Annotated in this window: 20 protein-coding genes; 10 read left to right on the top strand and 10 right to left on the bottom strand. The window is 65.5% G+C overall.

The genetic code is table 11. The annotated features are described in order from the left end of the window. The 3 genes from ON45_RS07400 to ON45_RS23010 all read left to right on the top strand — a co-directional run. The coding region (locus ON45_RS07400; RefSeq protein WP_206537661.1) for a cytochrome b at window positions 1-270 on the top strand (270 nt) is incomplete at its 5' end. 119 nt (window positions 271-389) lie between these two features. Further along, window positions 390-1,175, top strand: a complete 786-nt coding sequence (locus ON45_RS21225; protein ID WP_051062678.1) for a CPBP family intramembrane glutamic endopeptidase — start codon at window positions 390-392, stop codon at window positions 1,173-1,175. Beyond that, the gene (locus ON45_RS23010; protein WP_158412273.1) at window positions 1,172-1,327 is read left to right on the top strand and encodes a hypothetical protein; all 156 of its coding nucleotides are present in this window, start codon (window positions 1,172-1,174) and stop codon (window positions 1,325-1,327) included. The genes ON45_RS21225 and ON45_RS23010 overlap by 4 nt, the downstream gene beginning before the upstream one ends. A 111-nt stretch (window positions 1,328-1,438) precedes the next feature. On the opposite strand, the gene ON45_RS07390 is transcribed toward ON45_RS23010, so the two are convergent. The 3 genes from ON45_RS07390 to ON45_RS07380 all read right to left on the bottom strand — a co-directional run bounded on the left by ON45_RS07390 (window position 1,439) and on the right by ON45_RS07380 (window position 5,293). Beyond that, a complete protein-coding gene (locus ON45_RS07390; protein WP_040492993.1) occupies window positions 1,439-1,897 on the bottom strand; it encodes a GNAT family N-acetyltransferase in 459 nt (152 codons plus the stop codon). An 84-nt stretch (window positions 1,898-1,981) separates the two neighbouring features. Next, complete coding sequence (locus ON45_RS07385) at window positions 1,982-3,760, bottom strand: ABC transporter substrate-binding protein (RefSeq protein WP_083914569.1); 1,779 nt, start codon at window positions 3,758-3,760, stop codon at window positions 1,982-1,984. Between the two features lie 363 nt (window positions 3,761-4,123). Then, a complete protein-coding gene (locus tag ON45_RS07380) occupies window positions 4,124-5,293 on the bottom strand; it encodes a glycosyltransferase family 4 protein (RefSeq protein WP_241432169.1) in 1,170 nt (389 codons plus the stop codon). A gap of 53 nt (window positions 5,294-5,346) precedes the next feature. On the opposite strand from ON45_RS07380, the gene ON45_RS07375 reads away from it, so the two are divergent. Next, window positions 5,347-7,164, top strand: coding sequence for a glycosyltransferase family protein (locus ON45_RS07375; protein ID WP_040492991.1), 1,818 nt, complete (start codon window positions 5,347-5,349; stop codon window positions 7,162-7,164). 81 nt (window positions 7,165-7,245) lie between these two features. Here the strand turns inward: ON45_RS07375 and ON45_RS07370 are convergent, their stop codons facing one another. The 4 genes from ON45_RS07370 to ON45_RS22590 form a co-directional block, all read right to left on the bottom strand. After that, window positions 7,246-7,755, bottom strand: coding sequence for a pyridoxamine 5'-phosphate oxidase family protein (locus tag ON45_RS07370; protein ID WP_040492990.1), 510 nt, complete (start codon window positions 7,753-7,755; stop codon window positions 7,246-7,248). Between the two features lie 260 nt (window positions 7,756-8,015). Then, window positions 8,016-8,567, bottom strand: a complete 552-nt coding sequence (locus ON45_RS07365; protein ID WP_040492989.1) for a dihydrofolate reductase family protein — start codon at window positions 8,565-8,567, stop codon at window positions 8,016-8,018. A gap of 106 nt (window positions 8,568-8,673) precedes the next feature. Continuing rightward, window positions 8,674-8,886 carry a hypothetical protein gene (locus ON45_RS07360; protein WP_040492988.1) on the bottom strand — a complete coding sequence of 71 codons (213 nt, stop codon included), beginning with the start codon at window positions 8,884-8,886 and terminating at the stop codon, window positions 8,674-8,676. Between the two features lie 93 nt (window positions 8,887-8,979). Further along, window positions 8,980-9,288 (bottom strand): hypothetical protein, encoded by a 309-nt coding sequence (locus ON45_RS22590; protein ID WP_148288568.1) that lies wholly within the window; start codon window positions 9,286-9,288, stop codon window positions 8,980-8,982. A 41-nt stretch (window positions 9,289-9,329) separates the two neighbouring features. Between ON45_RS22590 and ON45_RS07355 the strand changes: the two genes are divergently transcribed. From ON45_RS07355 to ON45_RS07345, 3 genes are read left to right on the top strand one after another with little or no spacing between them, the layout of a single operon-like run. Further along, window positions 9,330-9,866: a hypothetical protein gene (locus ON45_RS07355; protein ID WP_040492987.1), complete on the top strand. Its 537-nt coding sequence runs from the start codon at window positions 9,330-9,332 to the stop codon at window positions 9,864-9,866. A gap of 36 nt (window positions 9,867-9,902) precedes the next feature. Next, window positions 9,903-10,580: a response regulator gene (locus ON45_RS07350; protein WP_040493007.1), complete on the top strand. Its 678-nt coding sequence runs from the start codon at window positions 9,903-9,905 to the stop codon at window positions 10,578-10,580. Beyond that, entirely contained in the window at window positions 10,577-12,016 is a 1,440-nt protein-coding gene (locus ON45_RS07345; RefSeq protein ID WP_083914567.1) for a sensor histidine kinase, read from the top strand. Before ON45_RS07350 ends, ON45_RS07345 begins: the two co-directional genes overlap by 4 nt. A 219-nt stretch (window positions 12,017-12,235) precedes the next feature. Here ON45_RS07345 and ON45_RS07340 read toward each other — a convergent pair whose 3' ends face one another. Beyond that, window positions 12,236-12,715: a DUF1203 domain-containing protein gene (locus tag ON45_RS07340; protein WP_051062676.1), complete on the bottom strand. Its 480-nt coding sequence runs from the start codon at window positions 12,713-12,715 to the stop codon at window positions 12,236-12,238. Window positions 12,716-13,407: 692 nt separating this feature from the next. On the opposite strand from ON45_RS07340, the gene ON45_RS07335 reads away from it, so the two are divergent. Next, entirely contained in the window at window positions 13,408-13,986 is a 579-nt protein-coding gene (locus tag ON45_RS07335; RefSeq protein WP_158412269.1) for a GNAT family N-acetyltransferase, read from the top strand. 31 nt (window positions 13,987-14,017) lie between these two features. Here the strand turns inward: ON45_RS07335 and ON45_RS07330 are convergent, their stop codons facing one another. Both ON45_RS07330 and ON45_RS07325 read right to left on the bottom strand, forming a co-directional pair. Continuing rightward, on the bottom strand, window positions 14,018-14,926 hold the full coding sequence (locus ON45_RS07330; protein WP_148288567.1) for a cupredoxin domain-containing protein: 909 nt from the start codon (window positions 14,924-14,926) through the stop codon (window positions 14,018-14,020). 53 nt (window positions 14,927-14,979) lie between these two features. Next, window positions 14,980-15,888, bottom strand: a complete 909-nt coding sequence (locus ON45_RS07325) for a pirin family protein (protein ID WP_051062675.1) — start codon at window positions 15,886-15,888, stop codon at window positions 14,980-14,982. Between the two features lie 236 nt (window positions 15,889-16,124). On the opposite strand from ON45_RS07325, the gene ON45_RS07320 reads away from it, so the two are divergent. Together ON45_RS07320 and ON45_RS07315 are read left to right on the top strand one after the other, a co-directional pair. Beyond that, entirely contained in the window at window positions 16,125-16,847 is a 723-nt protein-coding gene (locus ON45_RS07320) for an acetoacetate decarboxylase family protein (protein WP_158412267.1), read from the top strand. A gap of 65 nt (window positions 16,848-16,912) precedes the next feature. Beyond that, complete coding sequence (locus tag ON45_RS07315) at window positions 16,913-17,947, top strand: pirin family protein (protein ID WP_040492983.1); 1,035 nt, start codon at window positions 16,913-16,915, stop codon at window positions 17,945-17,947. The last annotated feature ends 6 nt before the right edge of the window (window positions 17,948-17,953 follow it).

Raw genomic sequence — 17,953 nt, 5'->3', positions numbered from 1 at the left:
TGGCGGCTTGCCACCCCACTCCCGCCGTGGGCCGAGTCCCTCAGCGGGCGTGAACGGGTGCTGGCTCATTGGACCGAGCGGGTCCTCTACGGGACGATGTTCGTGATCCCACTCTCCGGTCTGTGGATCATCGCCGCAGGCGAGGATGACCTCGTCGCCGTCCACGTCGCCGCACATGTCGTGTTCTTCGTCGCGATCGCCACTCACGTGGGGCTCGTGCTCAAACATCAGCTCATCGACCGCGACCGCCTTCTCCGCCGGATGATCTGACGCGCGAGCGCGACCGACCGCACCGGCGCACCCGGTCCGAGCTTGCTTGCCCACCACGGCGACCAGGGCTAGGTTTCGCCGACCGACGTCGGCCACCTCGCTCGTTCGGACTCTGCACCATGACCTCCGAGGACACACCGCCGCCGAAGACGCTGTCGACACCGAAGCTGATCGGTGTCCTGATCGGCGCGTGGTTCGTGCCGCAGGTCGTCGCGCTGTTCGTCGTTCCCGGAGTCGCCGAGGATTCATTCGAGACGGTGGGCGGGCTCGTCCAGTGGGAGATCGTGTCGAAGCTGGGAACCGCGCTCATCGCGATCTGGGTGATCGTTCACCTGCGGTGGGTCGACGACGTTCGGCACGAGCGCTGGCCGACCGAGCGCTGGGTGGCGATCGTCCCGATCGGCATGATCGTCGTTGCGGTCGCGACCACCGATTACGTCAACCTCGCCGATGCCGGAATCGGATTCGTCCTCCTGCTCGTTGTTGGCACCTTCGCGACCGGGCTGAACGAGGAGTTGCTGTTCCGCGGGATCGCGCTGCGCTCGATGCGCGATCGACACCGTGAGTGGGTGGCGGCGGCCTTTTCCTCGATCCTGTTCGGGAGCTTCCACCTCGTCAACATCGTGTTCGCGGGTGGCGCGGCGGTCTTCCAGGCGATCTGGGCGATCCTCGCCGGCTACCTGCTCTATCTCTGCCGACGAGTGGGCGGCGGCATGGCCCTGCCGATCGTCGTGCACTGGATCTGGGACTTCAGCAGCTTCAGCCCGGTCCTGCGCAACCCGGACGCCCTGGCCGGCGGCCGCTACTTCCTGCAGTTCCTCACGACCTTCGTGCTGATGATCATCGTGGTGATCCGCCGACGCTCGATCCCGGCATCGCCGGACGTGAGTACTCTCGAGGCGTGAACGAGCCTCCATCCGAGCGCAACGAAGAGGTCCACGAACGCTGGAACGCTGACGAGAACCCCGCAGTCGAGGGCGACCAGTTCCTGTTCGTCGCGGCAGTCAACTTCGTTGTTCGGCAGTATCGAAAGCTGCGCGCCAAGCTGCGCCGCTGAGCAACCGACATCTCGAGCGGGTGGGGTCGCCGTTGGGCTGCGTTCTCCCCTCGGACTTGCTACTGCTCGATTTCTGAGCGGGTGAAGGCAGCCCTCGACTCGATCGACGGCTCAGTCGGTCAGGACTTTGGTCAGCTCGATGGCTTCGTCCCGATAGCCGAGATGACGATAGAAGCTCAGCGCTCGCGCGTTGGCCGCGCCGGTGGTGAGGGTGATGCAGCGATGACCGTCAGCACGCGCTCGACGCTCGGCCGCAGCGACGAGGTGAGCGCCGACGCCTCGCCCTTCGGTGGCGGGATCGACGACGAGTTCGCCGATGTACGCATCAACCTCTCCGCCGAAGTGCGTGGTCGTCGAGAGCGACAGGAAACCGACCACATCTCCGTCGTCGGTTGCGACGTACGCCGCGCCCTCGAAGTCTGTCGACGACGACGTGTCGATCCATTCCTGCACTGCCCGGGAGACTGCCCCGGCTTCTCGCCAGGACGCCACACCTTCTGTCAGTCGCCCGGAGAGTCGACGCACGCTCTCGCAGTCGCCTGCTTCGAACTGGCGAACGTCGATGCTCATCCGGTCAGTTTCACACGATCATCGCGATTGATGAATGGCCGACGACGAAGCCCCCATCCGTCCTGACGCGACGACCGAGCTGGATCACTCCTGCTCCTTCCAGGCTTCCTGGATCCAGACCCGACCCCCGACCGCGCCGCGCACGGTGTTGCCCGACTCGAGGGACATCTCCTGGACGCCGTGCACATCATCGGGATAGGCGTTGGACCAGATCGTGTGGTTCAGCCAGATGTTGTGCACTTGGTCGGCGAACTCGGCGTTGATCTCCTGGCCGATCCGGTCGACTTCATCGGCGTCGGTGGTCGCTCGAACCTCGAGGAGCAGTTCGTCGATCGTGTCGTTGGTGATCCGGCCGAAGTTGATCGCCGGTGAGCCCTCGGTGTGGCGGCTGTGCCACTGCTCGAGCTCGAGCCCGGGGTTGCCCTGACCGTGGTTGCGCCACGAGACGAGCTGGAAGTCGCCCCCGAGTGCCTTGGTGATCAGCTCGGTCTGCTCGAACTGATCGATGGCCACGTTGAGGTCACAATTGGTCGACCACTGGTCTTGGAACAGCGCCGCTGTCTCCAGGTTGGCCAGCACGTTCGTCGTGCCGTACTCGATCACCTCGGGGCGCCCGATCTCGTCGAAGATGCGATTGCCCTCATCGGGATCGAACTCTGGAAATCCTGAATCCTCGAGGTAGCCGGGTGCACCCTCGGCGAACGGCCCTTCGGCCAGTACGTTGCCTTGTGCCCGGAACGTCAGATACTCCTCGCGATCGGTGCAGTGCGCCAAGGCTCGGCGCACCTCGGGATCGTCGAACGGCGGCTGCGAGTTGTTCAACATGAGGTACGTGGTTTCCTGAGCGGGGAACGCACGTGCGAGTTGGCCGCCCTCGTCGACCCAGTCGTTCTGCCAGAACTCGACGGTCACGCTCTGGCTGTCCTGGTTGAGGTCGGCGTCGCCCGACTGCATGATGGCCTGCCGGTCGCCCGCATCGGGCACCGGGCGGAAGTTGATGCCGTCGAGATATGGCAGGGTTTCGCCCTCGGAGTCGGTACGCCAGTAGTTCTCGTTTGCGACCAGCGTCGTCTGCTCGCCACGGTTCCATTCCTCCATGACGAACGGTCCGGTGCCGATCGGGAGCGCGCCGCGCCGTTCCTCGTCGGGCAGATCCCAGAAAGTCGGCGACTGCAGAAAGCCATCGCGGTCGGCAATCGAGTAGCCGAAGGTGGCGGTGGGCCGCGAGAAACTGACCGTGACGGAGTCGTCATCGTTCAACACGATGCTCTCCTCGGCGGCAGCGGGATCACCGATCGCCGGGCCGTTGGCGAGGTCGAGGAACCACTGACCCCGCAACACACCGGTGGCCTGGGCGATCAGGTGTCGCTGCAACGCAGCACCATCAGCGGGCGTGCCGTCGTGGAACGTCACTCCGTCACGCATCGTCATGTTGAACTCGGTGAAGTCCTCGTTCGGCTCGAAGGTTTCCAGCACGAACGGTTCGACTTGGTTGTCCTCGTTCACGATCGTCAAGGTGTCGGACACGTTTCGCATCACGGTGATACAGGCGACCGCGCAATTGCCATTGGGGGTGTCCCAGGTGTCGGTTTCGGCCTCGAGCAGGTACGTCAACGTGCCGCCACGCTGGGGGGTCATTTCCCCGTCCCCCTCGATCGCGTCGTCGCCGGATTCATCGCCCGTGTCGTCGGTGGATTCACCGCCCGTGTCGTCCGTGTCAACGGTTGTGTCGGCCGACTCCTCGTCGGCGCCGGAGTCGGTGCCGGTGTCGGTGCCGGCATCGTCATCCCCACCGGCACAGGCGCTCGCAATCATCGCTCCCGCCACCAGCGTCGCGGCCACAATACGTACTCGTCGTGTCATGAATCCCCTTCGTGCGACCCCCGATGGGCTCGCTTGCTTGCGGCGAGTGTGTCAGTCCGCGAACGACGGGGGCGAGGTGGAGCGAGGTGGTACGCAGACGAACGGGATCCAGCGGAACGGTCGCGCTCACCGCCCACGAGCCGAAGTCGATGTCTTCGACCGAACCCACGACTACCGAGACGAAGGCGGCTCCGACCTCAGCAAACGCTCCTTCGATGCCGCAATCACTGCGCTCGCTTCGATTGGAAGGATGTCCGGCGCCGGGTCACGTCACGTCGGTGAGGTCTGTGGGATCGATGGCCTGCGCGTCCGCCGTATTCGCGAGTTCCCCATGCGGCTGGTTCTGCCGTCGACGGCACTTGGTCATCGTCGACGGGTCGATGAATCCGCCGCCTGCCGGAGCACTGCGAGAACTCCCGCGGCCGTCGCGTCCCAGGTCATCGATCGAACACGACGCTCCGCTGCTGCACCGAGACGCTGGCGCAGATCGGCGTCATCGAGGACTCGGGCGATGGCGGCACCGAGACCATCCGGCGGCGCGAGGAGCCCGGTCTCACCATCGACGACCGAGCTGCGATGACCCCGGATGTCGGTTGCCACGGCCGGTGTCCCGCATCCGGCGGCTTCGGTCAGGCTCAGTCCCCAACCCTCGGCCAGCGAGGCGCTCGCGACGATCCACGACCTCCGATAGATGTCGACCAGCTCGTGGTGCTCGACCCGTCCGACGAACGTGACCCACTCCCCCGCCCCCAGTCGAGCGACCTGCGCCTCCAGTTCGGGCCGCTCCGGGCCGTCGCCGACGATCGTGAGCGTCGCTCCGGGCACGCGCGACCGCGCCGTGGCGACGGCGTCGATGAGCAGCCCGAAGCGCTTGACCGGCGCGAGCCGGGCGACGGCAACCACCGACGGGTGAACCGTCTTCTCACCACCCGGCGAGAACACCGGGTCGGTTCCATTCGGGATCGCCGTCACGCGGTCCGGATGGAATCCGAGTTCGAGCAATTCCTCACGCGTCGCCTCGGACGGTGTCGCCGTGAGGCCGCGTCGATAGATCGGAGGTGCGATCCGCGCCTCGAGCGTGCGGCCGAACGATGCGAGCGGCCCAGGGAGGATCTGGTCCCACATCGGTCCGTGGACGTGGTGGAGGAACAGGATCCGCGGCCGTCGATACCAGAGCGGCGAGAAGAAGGGGACACCGTTCATCACCTCGACGAGCGCATCGGAACGTCCCATCCGTCCCGTCAGCTCGGACACGATCGCCCGCGGAAAGATCGTGTAGCGGCTGCCGCGACGGACAACGCGGTAGCCGTGGCGCTCAGCCACCTCGGGACGACCGACCGCCGTCGAGGTGCGGTGCACGACCTCGAGGCCCGCCTCGGCCCAGCGTCGCTCGCACTCGTCCGCATGGACCTCGGAACCGCCGGCATCAGGGTCGTCGAGGTCGCGCCAGGCGAATACGTGGACACGCCGGATTCCGCGGCCGATGAGCTCCTGCGCGTCGTGGCGCAGGCCGTCGAGGGGGTCGGCCGTCATCGCCATCGACCATACGCCCTGGACGGTCCCTGCGGTGGATACCATGCGGGCGCTTGTCCGACCTGACCGACACCGACGTCCATGAGACGGTCATCTCCGAGCAGGGCCTCGGCGACACGGCACACCCGTCCTCCCCCGTTCCCTTCGTCCTCGGTGGGCCGCTTCGGTGGTCCACACGCGGCTTCGTCGCCGTCGTGGCGCTGCTGGGTTTCGCGATGCTCCCCGTGCGGGGCCTGTTCCGCGCTCCCGGGTCCTCGATGGAAGAGGGCTTCATGCTCGTCTTCCCCCGACTGGTCCAGCAGGGTCGGGTGCCCAACGTCGACTTCCTCCACCTCTACGGTCCCGGGTCACTCGACGCGCTTGCCGCGTGGTACTGGATCTTCGGCTACACCCTCGAGGCGGAGCGGGCGTTCGGCCTCCTCCAGAACCTGGCGATCATCTTCGCCCTCTACGCGCTGACTCGGCCGTGGGGTCGCATCGCTGCGGTCGGTGCCGGAGTGATCGCGTCACTCCTGACGATGACGCCGATCGGCCTCGCCGCGCTGGCATGGCACGGGGCGGTCGCCCTGGCACTGTGGGCGACGGTGTTCGCCATCCGAGCGCGGAACACCGGGTCCACGCTGACGTGGGGAATCTCGGGACTGCTCGCCGGGCTCGCGCTCTCGTTCCGACCCGACGTCGTGATCGCCGTCGTCGCCATGCTGCTCGTGGCCGGGTGGACGTACCGGCGGACCGCGCTCTGGTGGGTCGTGGGCGGCGGATTCCTGGGTCTGCTCCCGATGTGGATCCACCTGGTCATCGCCGGTCCGGGACCGGTCATCGAGGGAGTCGTCGTCGACCCGGTCGTCCACCTCCGTCCGGGCCGCGAGCTGCCGACTCCCCCATCGTTCGGACAGGTCGACGGTGCTCTCCAAGCCGTCGCCGAAGGCCTTCCGCCCTACTGGCCGCTCCCGGCGCTGTCAGCGAATCATCAGCTGTTCTTCTGGTTCTTCGCCGTCATGATCATCGCCATCGGCGTTCCTGCCGGCGCGTGGTGGGTTCGACGTCGTCACGGGGCGAACCCGACGATCGACACACTGTTGATCGCCGGCGTGCTGGGCCTCGGCATCCTGCCCCAGGCGTTCCAACGCCCCGACTCGACGCACCTCGCCTGGGTGGCGATGGTCTCGTGGCCACTCCTCGCCGCATTGGTGACCCACCTCGTCGTTCACGTGTTCCGAGACCGGGTCGGCGATCGGCTCGGCCGAGGCTCGCTGGTCACCGGTGCGGTTGCCGTTCTGGCGCTGATGCTGGTCGTCAGCCCGTTCTACACGTACCGCTACTACCTGCTGCACACCCGCGTCGCCGTGGGTGACCTTCCGCTGCCATTCCTCGTCGAGCGCGACGATCGCAAGTTCTGGTTCGGCAATCCGGAAGTCGCGAACGCCCTCAACGAGATGATTCCCGACCTCGAAGCGTTGATGGAACCGGGCGACTCGTTGATCGTCGGCCCGGCCGATCTCAGCCGCACCGTCTACAGCGACGTGTCGATCTACTTCCTGTTCGACGAACTCGATCCGGACACGTACTTCATCGAGATGGACCCCGGTCTGGCCGACACCGAGGGCTCCGGACTGGCCGAGGACATCGAGGAGGCCGATTTCGTCGTCCTCACGAACTTCTGGTCGGGTTGGCTCGAGCCGAACACATCGGTGAAGCGCCAGTCGCAGGAACACAATCAGGCGATCGCCGACAACTTCTGCCTCGTCGAGCAGTACGAATCGAACCTGTTGATGCTCTTCGAGCGGTGCGAGGGCGGTGGCGGGATCAGCGGCGCCGACGTCGAGGGCATCTACCCCCTCGTACCGGTACCCGAAGAACTCGCCGGCTGAACGACCGTCCGCCGGGGTCGGGCTGGGAGATGGACCATTCGCGTCGGTTTCCGGTCCGGACCGGGATCGGCCGGAGGTTGGTCAGCCGGTGAAACGGTGGCGGGTGTGGCTGAACGTGCCCTTGCCGAAGGCCAGGATTTTCTGGGGCTCGACGCGGTACACGAGCGATTCGTCGCCGGCGCCATGGGTGAACCCGTCGGCGGTGACGCGGTAGTCCCACTGACCGTCCCATTTGGTATGCCACGCTACGGCGAGCCGCTGGAGGGTGTCGGGGTGCGTGACTCGGGCTGCGGTTCCCTCGACGACGACGTCGGTGCCTCGGTCCCAGGTGTTGCTCCCCGTCGTGATCACGACGCCCGGGTTGTGTGCGAGGTTCACCGCCTTCTGCTCACGGGCGCCGGTGGTGAAATGGACGGCGTCGTCAAGCCATACGGCGACGAGGGGCGTGACGTGTGGCCGTCCGTCGGCGCGCACGGTCGTGATCCAGGACAGCTGTGCAGCTTCGAGGATCCGTGTCGTTGTCGCCCAGTCGGTGACGGTGGCGTCGGGATCGCTGAATCGAGTGTCGAGCTCGGTGGTTGGTCCGGTCATGTTGACTCCTGTGGTGGCGTCTGGGAACGTCGGGGCTGCCAGCCAACTCCGGGAAAATGCCCACGTCCGTTGAGCAATCGCTCCTTGATCGAGCGGATCGTGTCGCTGGTCGACGGCAGTGCGGCGTCGTCAGCCCGTGACGAAGGCCCGCCAGGCGATCGCGCCGACGATCGCGATTGCGATGACGAAGATGACTGCTACTGGTTCCATGACTCTCCTTCGATCGGATTGATCTGGTCGTGCGGCTGCCGGCCATTTTCTCACTGTCCGTTGCGGAGCGTGTAGGTGAGCATGGCGTTGCCCGCAGCAGTGATCTGGCTGTCGACGAGTTGCAGGCGCGTGAGGGGCACGCTGTCGTCGAACACGCGCCGACCCTCTCCGGTGATGGCCGGATGCATGGTGAGAGTCAGCGTGTCGATCACGCCGGCGAGGAAAAGTGAGCGGACGGTCTCGATCCCGCCGGCAACCGTGATGCCGCCACCTTCGCCCTCGGCGAGCGATCGGACGTAGTCGACGGGATCGCCCTCGATGCGCACACTGTTCCAGCCGAGGTCGCCGTCGATCGTGTCGGAGACCACATGCTTGCGCACCGGATTGATGAAGTCGCCGAAGCCGTCGTCGGAGTTCTCCGGCCAGTACGCCGACCACTCCGACCAGAGCTTGCGGCCGATCACCACGTCGGTGACGCCGGCGATCGCTTTGCCCATCGCTTCACCTTCCTCGGGCCCGAACGAATCGAACTGGAACAGATTCGGCGACTCGTTGACGCCGTTGGCGGAACTGAACAGGTGGGCGGTGACGGAGCGGGTCATGGGGTTTCCTTTCGATCGAGCGGAGCCGGATGCGCCGCTGCTGTGTGTACAGACGACGCGGCCCCCAGAAACTGATCGGTCTTCGTCGATCTTCTTGCGACGAGCCTCAGCGTGTAGCCGAATCGAGTACTTCCGGCAGACCGAATTCCACGAAGACCTCGGATCCCACGAAGTGGATGATCGCCGCAAGTCGACCGTCGGCAACGTCGAGGACGTACAACGCGAAGGGCTTCCAGATCCCTTCTCCGATCGGGTGATACATGCCGACGGCGGGCCGCTGGTTCGCCGATGTGACGACAGCGAGCGATCCCCGACACACCTCGCCCGGACCGGAAACTGTAGCGCCCTATCCGGCGGGTGACCCCGCCCGGCGCCTCTCGGTCGTGCTCGTATCGATACCCGGGCGGCAAAATCAACGGTGTGAAGAACGCCCGCCCCGTGTGATCGCGCGCACCGAACCGAGCGCATCGGTGCCGTTCCCGGACGGGCCACGGCCTGGTTGAACGGTGTTGATATGCGCTGCTGGCAGTTGAAACTCTTTGCGGTTCTCCACTACGAGTTCTGCGGGTGTGAGGTCGGCGAGGATGCGTTCGTCTTTGTTGAGGAGCTGGTTGCGGGTGAACTTCTTCGCGGTCGAACAGGATGGACCTGGATGATCTGACTGGCATCTGATCGGCTCTTGATCAGGCCTTGATCGTGGTTCCGGCACGGTGACTTCCACGTGGTCGGCAGGTCGCCGACGACCTGAGAAAGGAACCAATCATGAGGAAGTCGATGAAGTTGACGATCGCAGGCGCGATGTTGATGGCGGTGGCCGCTCCCGCAGCGACCTTCGCGCTGGATGCCGGAGCGGATCGGTCGGTGCCCGTAGATGTGCTGACCGAGGTCCGGCTCGACGAGCCGACGCCGTCGGTGCGGTACAAGCTTGCCGTCAGTGCTGCTGAGAATGCCGGGATCGCCGACTGGCTCGAGGCTCGTGGCGTCGACTACACGTGGACTGACGCGGACGGGTCGTCGGGACATGTGTACGTCGAGGAGTGGGGCAATGAAGCTCAGCAAGCGATGAGCGAGTACAACACCGCCTTCGTGACGGAGGGTTTTCCGGCTGCGGATGTCTCTGCGGTGAATGCAGAGACCGACGCGATGGCCGCAGCATTGAACCTTGCTGGCATCGAGACGAGCACACCGTTCGACGAAGAGGGGTTCAAGGAGTTGATCGTCGAGATCGACGACGAGGTCGCAGATGCCCAGGCGCGATGGGAACTCGCCAATGAGGTCATCGCCGGTCTGGGTTCCTGATGCGTCATACGACCCGGGCTCGTAGCCTCGATGTCGATGGCACGCATCCTGCTTGCTGAGGACGATGCGGGTCAGGCGTTCGTGCTCCAGTCATACCTGGAGCACGAAGGCCACGATGTTCGCGTCGCTGGCGACGGTCTGCTCGCTCTGGCCGAATACCGTCGCTCTCCGCCCGATCTCATCGTGCTGGACGTGATGATGCCGGGTCTCGACGGTGTCGACCTGTGCCGTCTGATCCGGTCGGAGTCGCCGGTGCCGATCATCATGGTCACGGCGAAGACGGACGAATCCGACGTTCTCGCCGGTTTGGACGTCGGCGCCGACGACTACGTCGCCAAGCCGTACTCCCCCCGCCTGTTGGTCGCAAGGATCCGAGCGGCGTTGAGACGGTCCGGCCTCGACAGTCATCTCCGGCGATACGAGATCGGTGAACTCGTCGTCGATGCGGAACGATTCGAAGCTGCTCTGGGAGGAACGCCAGTTGACCTGACACCGCGCGAGTTCGGCATTCTCGCAGCGTTGGCCACCGGTCCCGGTCGGGCATTCACGCGCCGAGAGATCCTGGACCTGGCGGTCGGCTTCGATCACTATGCCCTCGAACGCACGGTGGACATGCACCTGTTCAACTTGCGCCGCAAAATCGAACACGACGCCACACAGCCTCGCTACGTGCTCACCGTTCGAGGTCGCGGGTACAAACTGGCCGACGAATGAGGGCGTCGTTGAAAGCCCAAGTGCTCGCAGGGTCACTCCTTGTTGCGGTCGTCGCGTCCGTGCTCACCGCGACGCTGACGACGAACCACCTTCGAAACATCCAGGGCGAGGGAGAACGAACCCGAACGGGCAATGCCCTGGTCGTACAACAAGTCGCTCTCGACCACATCATGGGCGCGGGTACATCGTCGGACGACTGGAGCGGCCTCGATGCCGCCGTGCGCGACGCGGCTGCGAGCGTCGGTGTCCGCGTGGTGGTCATCGAGCGAGACACCGGACGCGTGCTCGCAGACTCAGACTCGTCGCCGACCGACGCACTCGACTTCTCGGTCGACGCGGTGATCAACCCGGCCTTTGGCCTCGTCGCATCCGTCGACGACAACGGTGCAATCAGCGACGACGCAACCACGTCGTGCGGCGACCGATGCTTCGATCAGGTCGCCGGCTTCTCTCCTCCGGTCGGCCTCTTCGTCGACGTCCAGCCCCCCGAGGACGGGACCGGATTCGATCTCATCGGCACGCTGCTCGCTCTCGCCGGCGTGGCAGCGACGTCCGTGTTGTTGGCGTGGTGGGTCTCCCGGCGAATCACCCGGCCTGTGGACGCGCTGAGCGAATCGGCCGATCGACTCGGACGGGGCGACCTCGACCAGCGAGTCGCCACGAACCACAGCACCCCCGAGGTGACCGGTCTCGCTCACTCGTTCAACACGATGGCCGCCAACCTGCAGCGCAGCGAGGCCGCCCGCACCACGATGATCGCCGACGTCGCCCACGAGCTGCGGAATCCGATCGGGACGATCATCGGCAACATCGAAGCCGCCCAAGATGGTGTCTTCGAGATCGATACAGCGCTGATCGGTCGGCTCCACGCCGAGGCGAATCACCTGGCTCGCCTGATCGAGGACGTTCGACACTTGGCGCTCGCCGACGCCGGTGCTCTGCGAGTCGAAACGGCGCTCACAGATGTCGGTTTGCTGGTGACCGAGACAATCGCCACGTACAACTCCTCGGCCGCCGAACGCGACCTGGCGCTTCACGTCGTCGTGGAAGGGGCCGTCGTCGCCGACATCGACGCGACTCGGATACAGCAGGTCCTTCACAACCTCGTCAAGAACGCCATCGCCTACACCCCCGCAGGTGGAACGATCACCATCGAAGCTAGCCGCACCGACGAACACATCGTGCTCCACGTCAACGACACCGGTGTCGGACTCACACCGATCGAACAGCAGCGCGTCTTCGACCGATTCTGGAGAGCCGACCACTCCCGCAGCCGCGCAACCGGCGGCAGCGGAATCGGGCTCTCGGTGTGCGCAGCGCTCGTCGCCGCACACGGCGGAACCATCGAGGTATCAAGCGAACACGGCCGAGGCAGCCGATTCACCGTCCAACTACCCGACCCGAATGTCACACCGCCCGCCCGCCACTGCCACTGAAGTGCACCGACCTGTCAGGCACCGCCCAGTTTCGTCCACATGCTCAGTAGCCATTCCGGGACGGTCTCGACACAACCGCATGTTCCGGGTGTCGAACAGGGGTCCTAGCGTCGACGCTCGGCGTAGAGCACGGCACTCGGAGCACTCGGGCGGCGGCGACCGAGGCTGCCCATACGCGGCATCGGAGAGCGCACCCACCAAGTCACCGTCGCCGCTCCCTCAGGAGTGGATGGCCGACGCATCCGTGCCGTACGGGCGTTTGACCAAGGTTGCCCAGCAGCCACGCGTGGCGTTGTGAACGTGGATCTCGGCGGTGGCTTCGTCGTCGAAGAATTGTCGCAGTTGATCGTCGAGGTCGGTCCCGTCGATGACCGCAGCGTCGATCATCATGGCATCACGATCGAATGCCCGAACAGACAGTTGACGTCCGGTGAGTTGGTCGGGAAGAACCCGAACATCGCTGGGTGGGCTGCAGGGTTGCTCGTGGAGAAAGATCGGACTGCGCGATCGGTATGGGCTGTCGATGCTGAAGGGATCGTGAGCAACGAGGATGAGTGTCTCTCCGATCTCGGCATCGCAGAGGCACTGCCGACACGGGTACCCAGGCTTGGCGTCGGCGATGAAGCGCTCCCCGCCACCGCTGCGGAGTTCGGCAGCGATGTCCGGGACGATCGGGACGAGTCGATAGTCGGTGGGCATGTCAGCAACGGTATGCAGCCGTCACGGCGACGTCTGGCGACAATCGGACGTTGCGTTGTTCCACGCTCTCGCGCACATGGACGAGCACGGTCGTGACGTTCAAGAGCACTCTTCGGTGACCAGCGGTGGCGGCGATATCGCTCGGGTCGCAAGCTCCTCGGGGAATGCTGGGATCGCAGCCGAAGGCGGGGCGCGTAGCGTTCGGTGTATGCCGAGCCGCCGACACACCCTGCTCGGAGATGGGTTCGTCGTGATCCCGGGCCTGCTCGACGTGAGCGCTACCTCGGAGACGAGTTCGCCGGAATCGGCTCGTTCCCGTTCGACGGTGTCGAGCTTTGCGCGCTCGCTGTCCATCCAACGCTGACCTCGCTGGCGAGGGAACTCCTTGCCGACGACGATGTGCGCATCACACCAGCGGAGAGTTGGCCGAAATACTCCGGCGCAGCCGGCTGCGACCAGCCGCTGCATCGGGACTACCTGAACCATAGGTTCTCGTTCCAAGCGACGACCCCACGTTCACCCAACTCGATCTGTTCGTCTACTTGACCGACGTCGACGACCGGCGAGGTGGAACGCGCTTCGCGTCACGTCGACAAACCGCCGACCTTGCAGACGTGCCGTACTGTTCGGTTCGATCGACCATCTGCGACGAGCGATACGGGTGCCTTGGCCAGAGCTGTACCGTCGAAGGCGTGACGGTCGAGACAGAACGGCTGCTGCTGCGACGCCCGGTCGAGGCGGACCGGAACAGGTTCGTCGAGCTGTTCACAGATGACGAATTCATGGTGTACGGCGCCCGTTTGAACATCGACTCCGCCAATGCCCGTTTCGACCACATGCTCGACATGTCCGAGCTGGTCGCGTATGCCAAGCAGCCAATTGTCGAACGAGCATCAGGAACGATCGTGGGGTACACCGGCGTCGGCGTCATCAGCTTCGACGGAGCCGAGTACCTGGAGTGGGGGTGGCGTCTTGTCCCTGCGGCGAGAGGCAAAGGTCTTGCCACCGAGGCGGTGACCGCGTTGCTCGCACTTGCCGACCGCACCGACGACGGCAAGATGCTCTGCTTCATCGAACCCGAGAACGCCCCGTCTCGAAGCGTCGCGGACAAGGTCGGATTCCACTGGTGGAAACACGCTGAATGGAACGGCGACGCGGACGAACCGACCGACGTGCTCGTCAGGCCGATCGGGGCAGGCGGACCACTCTTGCGGGCACCGTCCTGGCAGTCCACCGGCAACCCATCACCGTCGGTGATCTCGCGCACCTGAACGAGCGCGTGGGCAGGGACCGAGGCACGTCTTACACGACGTCGACGACCTGGATCATGCCTTTCAGGAAGTGCGGTACACCATCGTCAGGCGACGGAACGTAACAGACGAAGACGTAGCGACCGGGAGGAACATCCATCGAGAAGGTCTGTGCCTGACCCGGGCTGAGCAGGCCGACGCCGCTGAGATCCCGGAACGGCGGGCCTTCGCCTTCGGGACCCTGTCCGGTGAAGAAGGCGAGGACGTCATCTCTGGTGGCGCCATCGTCGAGTGCGGCCATGCCGATCTCGTGGACCTGGGTTCCGGTGTTGACCACGTTGTACACGTCGCCGGACCGGACCGTGTCGGGCACCCCGAACGCGAAGTCGATGAGTTCGATCGTGTCGTCGACACCCAGATCAGGGATCCGGCTCGGACCGTCGCTCGTCGACCCGTCGACGGTGAGGTCGGTCCACATTCCCTTGGTGAGATGGCTCTCTCCCGCTTCGGGGCCTGGCAGGGAACAGAACACGACGTAGTCGCCCGGGTCGAGTTCGACCGTGGCGGTCTGTTCGCTCGCCGGAGGAACGAGCTGAACGCCGCCGCGAAGGTCGGCGTCGGTCAGGGCGAGTGCGGCGTTGTCCAGGTACGACTCGACATACTCGGCGCTGCTGACGCCATCGGGCAGTTCGGCGATCACGGCCTGGTGGATGATGTCGCCGTCGTTCAGACCGTCCACCTCGATCAAGCCGGATGGAATGCGGTCCGGCATGGCGATCGAGAAGTCCGACATCTCGAGCGTCACTGCCGCGACCGATGGGGTCGGACTGTCGTCGCCGCAGCCGGCGAGGACGACCAGCGACGAAGTCGCAATGGCCAGCGCCGATCGTGACCGTCGGGACAGATGCCCTGACGACGTGCGGTCGACAGCGGTTGGAGGGATCGGGTGCTCGGTTTCCATGAGGGTTCCTACGTCGCTGTTGCGGTGGTGCTGCCGGGTCGGTGCTGACAGCATCAGGCTGCGCCCGTGGCGGCGATCGAGCCCATCCGGCCGGCGCGGTAGTCGGCGTACGCTTCGTCGATCTCTGCCGGGGTGTTCATCACGAACGGGCCCCGACGCGCCATCGGTTCGTCGATGGGCTCGCCGGTGAGGACGAGGCAGTCGAACGCGTCGGTCGCGTCGGCGGGCACGTCGAGCACGATGTCGCCGGTCGACCGATCGAGCACGGCGAGGTGGTGCGCTTCGAGCCGGTCGCCCTCGGCGCCGATCGACGCCGTTCCGGCGACGGCGTAGACGAGTGCGGTGTGGCCATCGGTGGCGGGGATGTTCAGCTTCGTTCCGGGCAGCACGGTGACCCGTGCGTAGCCGATCGGTGTGTGCGTGTGAGCGGGGCCGGCGGCGCCGAGCATCTCGCCGGCGACCACCTCGGCGGCCCAACCCTCACCGCCCGTCGATGCGATGTCGGACGCCCGAAGCGCCTGGTAGTTCGGTGTGGTTCGCTTCATGGCGGCGGGAAGATTGACCCAGAGTTGCAGGCCGTGACCGACGCCTCCTTCGGTCTGGACCCGGGTGCTCGGCATCTCCGCGTGGACGATGCCGTCGCCGGCAGTCATCCACTGGACGTCACCCGGACCGATGACGCCGTGGTTGCCGGTCGAGTCGCGGTGTTCGACCTCGCCACTCACGACGTACGTCACCGTCTCGAACCCGCGATGCGGGTGTGGCGGGACGCCGACGGCCTTGCCCGGGGTGATCTCACGTGGTCCCACGTCGTCGAGCAGCAGGAACGGGTCGAACCAATCGGCTGCCGCGCTGGGAAACGGACGGTTGGCCGTGAAACCACCTCCCTCCACCACGCTGGCCGCGGGGACGATCCGGGCGACCTTGCGAGCAGTGGTGGCGATGTCGGTTGCGTGGGCCACGATCTCTCCTCAATGGTTGATCTATCAAGTATCTGGTTGATGAGTCAACTTACCCCGAGGGCGGCGGCTCCGCAACGAGAGCACGAGAGGCAACCGTCACGTTCCGATTTGGTTGTCGCATCAACTATTCGGAGATATCTTGATGTATCAAGTAAGACAGTACACGACCCGGACAAGGAGCTCGGACGACGATGTCACGACGAGGAAATCTCACCGCCGATCAACTCGGCGACACAATGCCAGCCCACGCAGATCCGCTCGGATTCGACTCGGCCTCGTTCCGGGGCCTCGATCTACTGCGTTTCACGTACACCACCGACGCCGAGACGGTCGCACAGATCCTGCCCGCCGAACTCGAGATCGACGACGAGCCGATCGCCAACTTCGTGTTCGCTTCGTATCGATTCAGCACCGCGGGAGCCTTTCGCGAGGTCGTGCAGTCCGTTCAGGTCCGGTTCGAAGGACAGCCGTTCTCGTACGTGCCGCACATCTTCGTGCCGAACGAGCGGGCAATGCTCGCCGGACGCGAGCGAGAAGGGCTGCCCAAGCTCACGGCGGCCATCGACTTCGACATCCACACACCGTCACCGGAGGGTCTGATCTCGGCTGAGCTGCACCGACCAGCTCCCGTGCTGCTCGCCCAGGGCGTCTTCCAGCCCGCAGAGCTGCTCGCCACGGTGTCGCCGGAACACCCGCTGCCGCCGTCATCGCCGATGCTCGGCCTGCGAGTCTTCGGCGGGGCGGTCCCGGGCCGCCCGCCAGTGGTCCGCGAACTCGTGCCGTCCCAGATGGAGTTCCGCACAGCCGAGGTATGGGGCGGCACCGGTTCGCTGACCCTCACCGGCGCCTCCGATCTCAGCCCGCTGCATCTCGTGCCGATCGTCGGCCCGGTCGATGCGATGCTGCTGCGCGATGTCGATGCAGTGCTGCACCGGGCGACCACGACCTATCCGATCTAGCAACGCGACACCACGACAACCGGAAGCCACCACACCCGACCGTCACACCACGAGGGAGAAGTGAGATGTCAACCATCATCGCCGTCGAGCCGCTGCAACGACCATGGCAGGCGCTCGACCCGTTCATCATCGCCGCCCACCACCCGGACGCCTACCCCGTCGCCAACGGCGAACTCGGACCGAGAGCCGACCTCTCCCAGCGAACGACCGGCAACGACTTCACGTCGACCGACGGCTGGAACATGTACTTCGGACGGGACGTCCCCGGCTTTCCCCGGCACCCCCACCGCGGTTTCGAGACCGTCACCTTCGCCCGCCGCGGGTGGTGCGACCACGCTGATTCACTCGGAGCCACCGGTCGCTACGGACACGGGGACGTCCAGTGGATGACCGCCGGGAGCGGCATCAACCACTCCGAGATGTTCCCACTCCTCGACGACGCAGCACCGAACCCGCTCGACTTGTTCCAGATCTGGATCAACCTGCCGGCCCGGTCCAAGTTCGTCGATCCCGGATACCAGATGCTCTGGCAGCGCGACATCCCTCTGGTCGATGAGGGCGACGGGTGCGTGGTCACCGTCATCGCAGGCGGCTTCGACGGACACCAACCGCCATCGCCTCCGACGGATTCATGGGCACACGCCACCGGCAACGACGTCGCCATCTGGCACATCGAACTGCAGCCGGGCGCATCCTGCTCGCTCCCGCGAGCCCAGGCCACCAGCAACCGCATGCTCTACGCGTTCGACGGCGGCCCCCTCCAGGTCGACGGGACACCCGTGTCCAACTCGACCGCGACGAGGTTGCGCCCCGAAGTCGACACCCAGATCGTCGCCGGCGAGGGCCAGGCGGTGTCGTGCTTCGTTCTGCAGGGTCGACCGATCGGGGAACCGGTGGTGGCCAGCGGACCGTTCGTGATGAACTCCGACCAAGAGATCGCCGAGGCGTACGCCGACTACCGCACGACATCGTTCGGCGGGTGGCCCTTCGACGAGGCCGGCCCCACCCACGGCCCCAGCCCCACCTCCTTCGCCCGGCATCCCGACGGTCGTCTCGAAACCATCGAGAGACTGTCGGCACTCACCGGCCGGCCGCACTGACCCGGT

Source organism: Ilumatobacter nonamiensis YM16-303 (assembly GCF_000350145.1).
In the GTDB taxonomy this organism is placed as follows: domain Bacteria; phylum Actinomycetota; class Acidimicrobiia; order Acidimicrobiales; family Ilumatobacteraceae; genus Ilumatobacter_A; species Ilumatobacter_A nonamiensis.
Note: the sequence above shows the minus strand (reverse complement) of the source record. Positions and strands in the feature narration are given on the sequence as shown.

Excerpts from the sequence above, each read along its gene's own strand:
- ON45_RS07350 (WP_040493007.1), top strand. The coding sequence starts at position 9,903 with ATGGCACGCATCCTGCTTGCTGAGGACGATGCGGGTCAGGCGTTCGTG.
- ON45_RS07370 (WP_040492990.1), bottom strand. The coding sequence starts at position 7,755 with ATGACCGGACCAACCACCGAGCTCGACACTCGATTCAGCGATCCCGAC.
- ON45_RS07390 (WP_040492993.1), bottom strand. The coding sequence starts at position 1,897 with ATGAGCATCGACGTTCGCCAGTTCGAAGCAGGCGACTGCGAGAGCGTG.
- ON45_RS07345 (WP_083914567.1), top strand. The coding sequence starts at position 10,577 with ATGAGGGCGTCGTTGAAAGCCCAAGTGCTCGCAGGGTCACTCCTTGTT.
- ON45_RS07315 (WP_040492983.1), top strand. The coding sequence starts at position 16,913 with ATGTCAACCATCATCGCCGTCGAGCCGCTGCAACGACCATGGCAGGCG.
- ON45_RS07320 (WP_158412267.1), top strand. The coding sequence starts at position 16,125 with ATGCCAGCCCACGCAGATCCGCTCGGATTCGACTCGGCCTCGTTCCGG.
- ON45_RS07340 (WP_051062676.1), bottom strand. The coding sequence starts at position 12,715 with ATGCCCACCGACTATCGACTCGTCCCGATCGTCCCGGACATCGCTGCC.
- ON45_RS07355 (WP_040492987.1), top strand. The coding sequence starts at position 9,330 with ATGAGGAAGTCGATGAAGTTGACGATCGCAGGCGCGATGTTGATGGCG.
- ON45_RS21225 (WP_051062678.1), top strand. The coding sequence starts at position 390 with ATGACCTCCGAGGACACACCGCCGCCGAAGACGCTGTCGACACCGAAG.
- ON45_RS07330 (WP_148288567.1), bottom strand. The coding sequence starts at position 14,926 with ATGGAAACCGAGCACCCGATCCCTCCAACCGCTGTCGACCGCACGTCG.
- ON45_RS07365 (WP_040492989.1), bottom strand. The coding sequence starts at position 8,567 with ATGACCCGCTCCGTCACCGCCCACCTGTTCAGTTCCGCCAACGGCGTC.
- ON45_RS07385 (WP_083914569.1), bottom strand. The coding sequence starts at position 3,760 with ATGACACGACGAGTACGTATTGTGGCCGCGACGCTGGTGGCGGGAGCG.
- ON45_RS07380 (WP_241432169.1), bottom strand. The coding sequence starts at position 5,293 with ATGACGGCCGACCCCCTCGACGGCCTGCGCCACGACGCGCAGGAGCTC.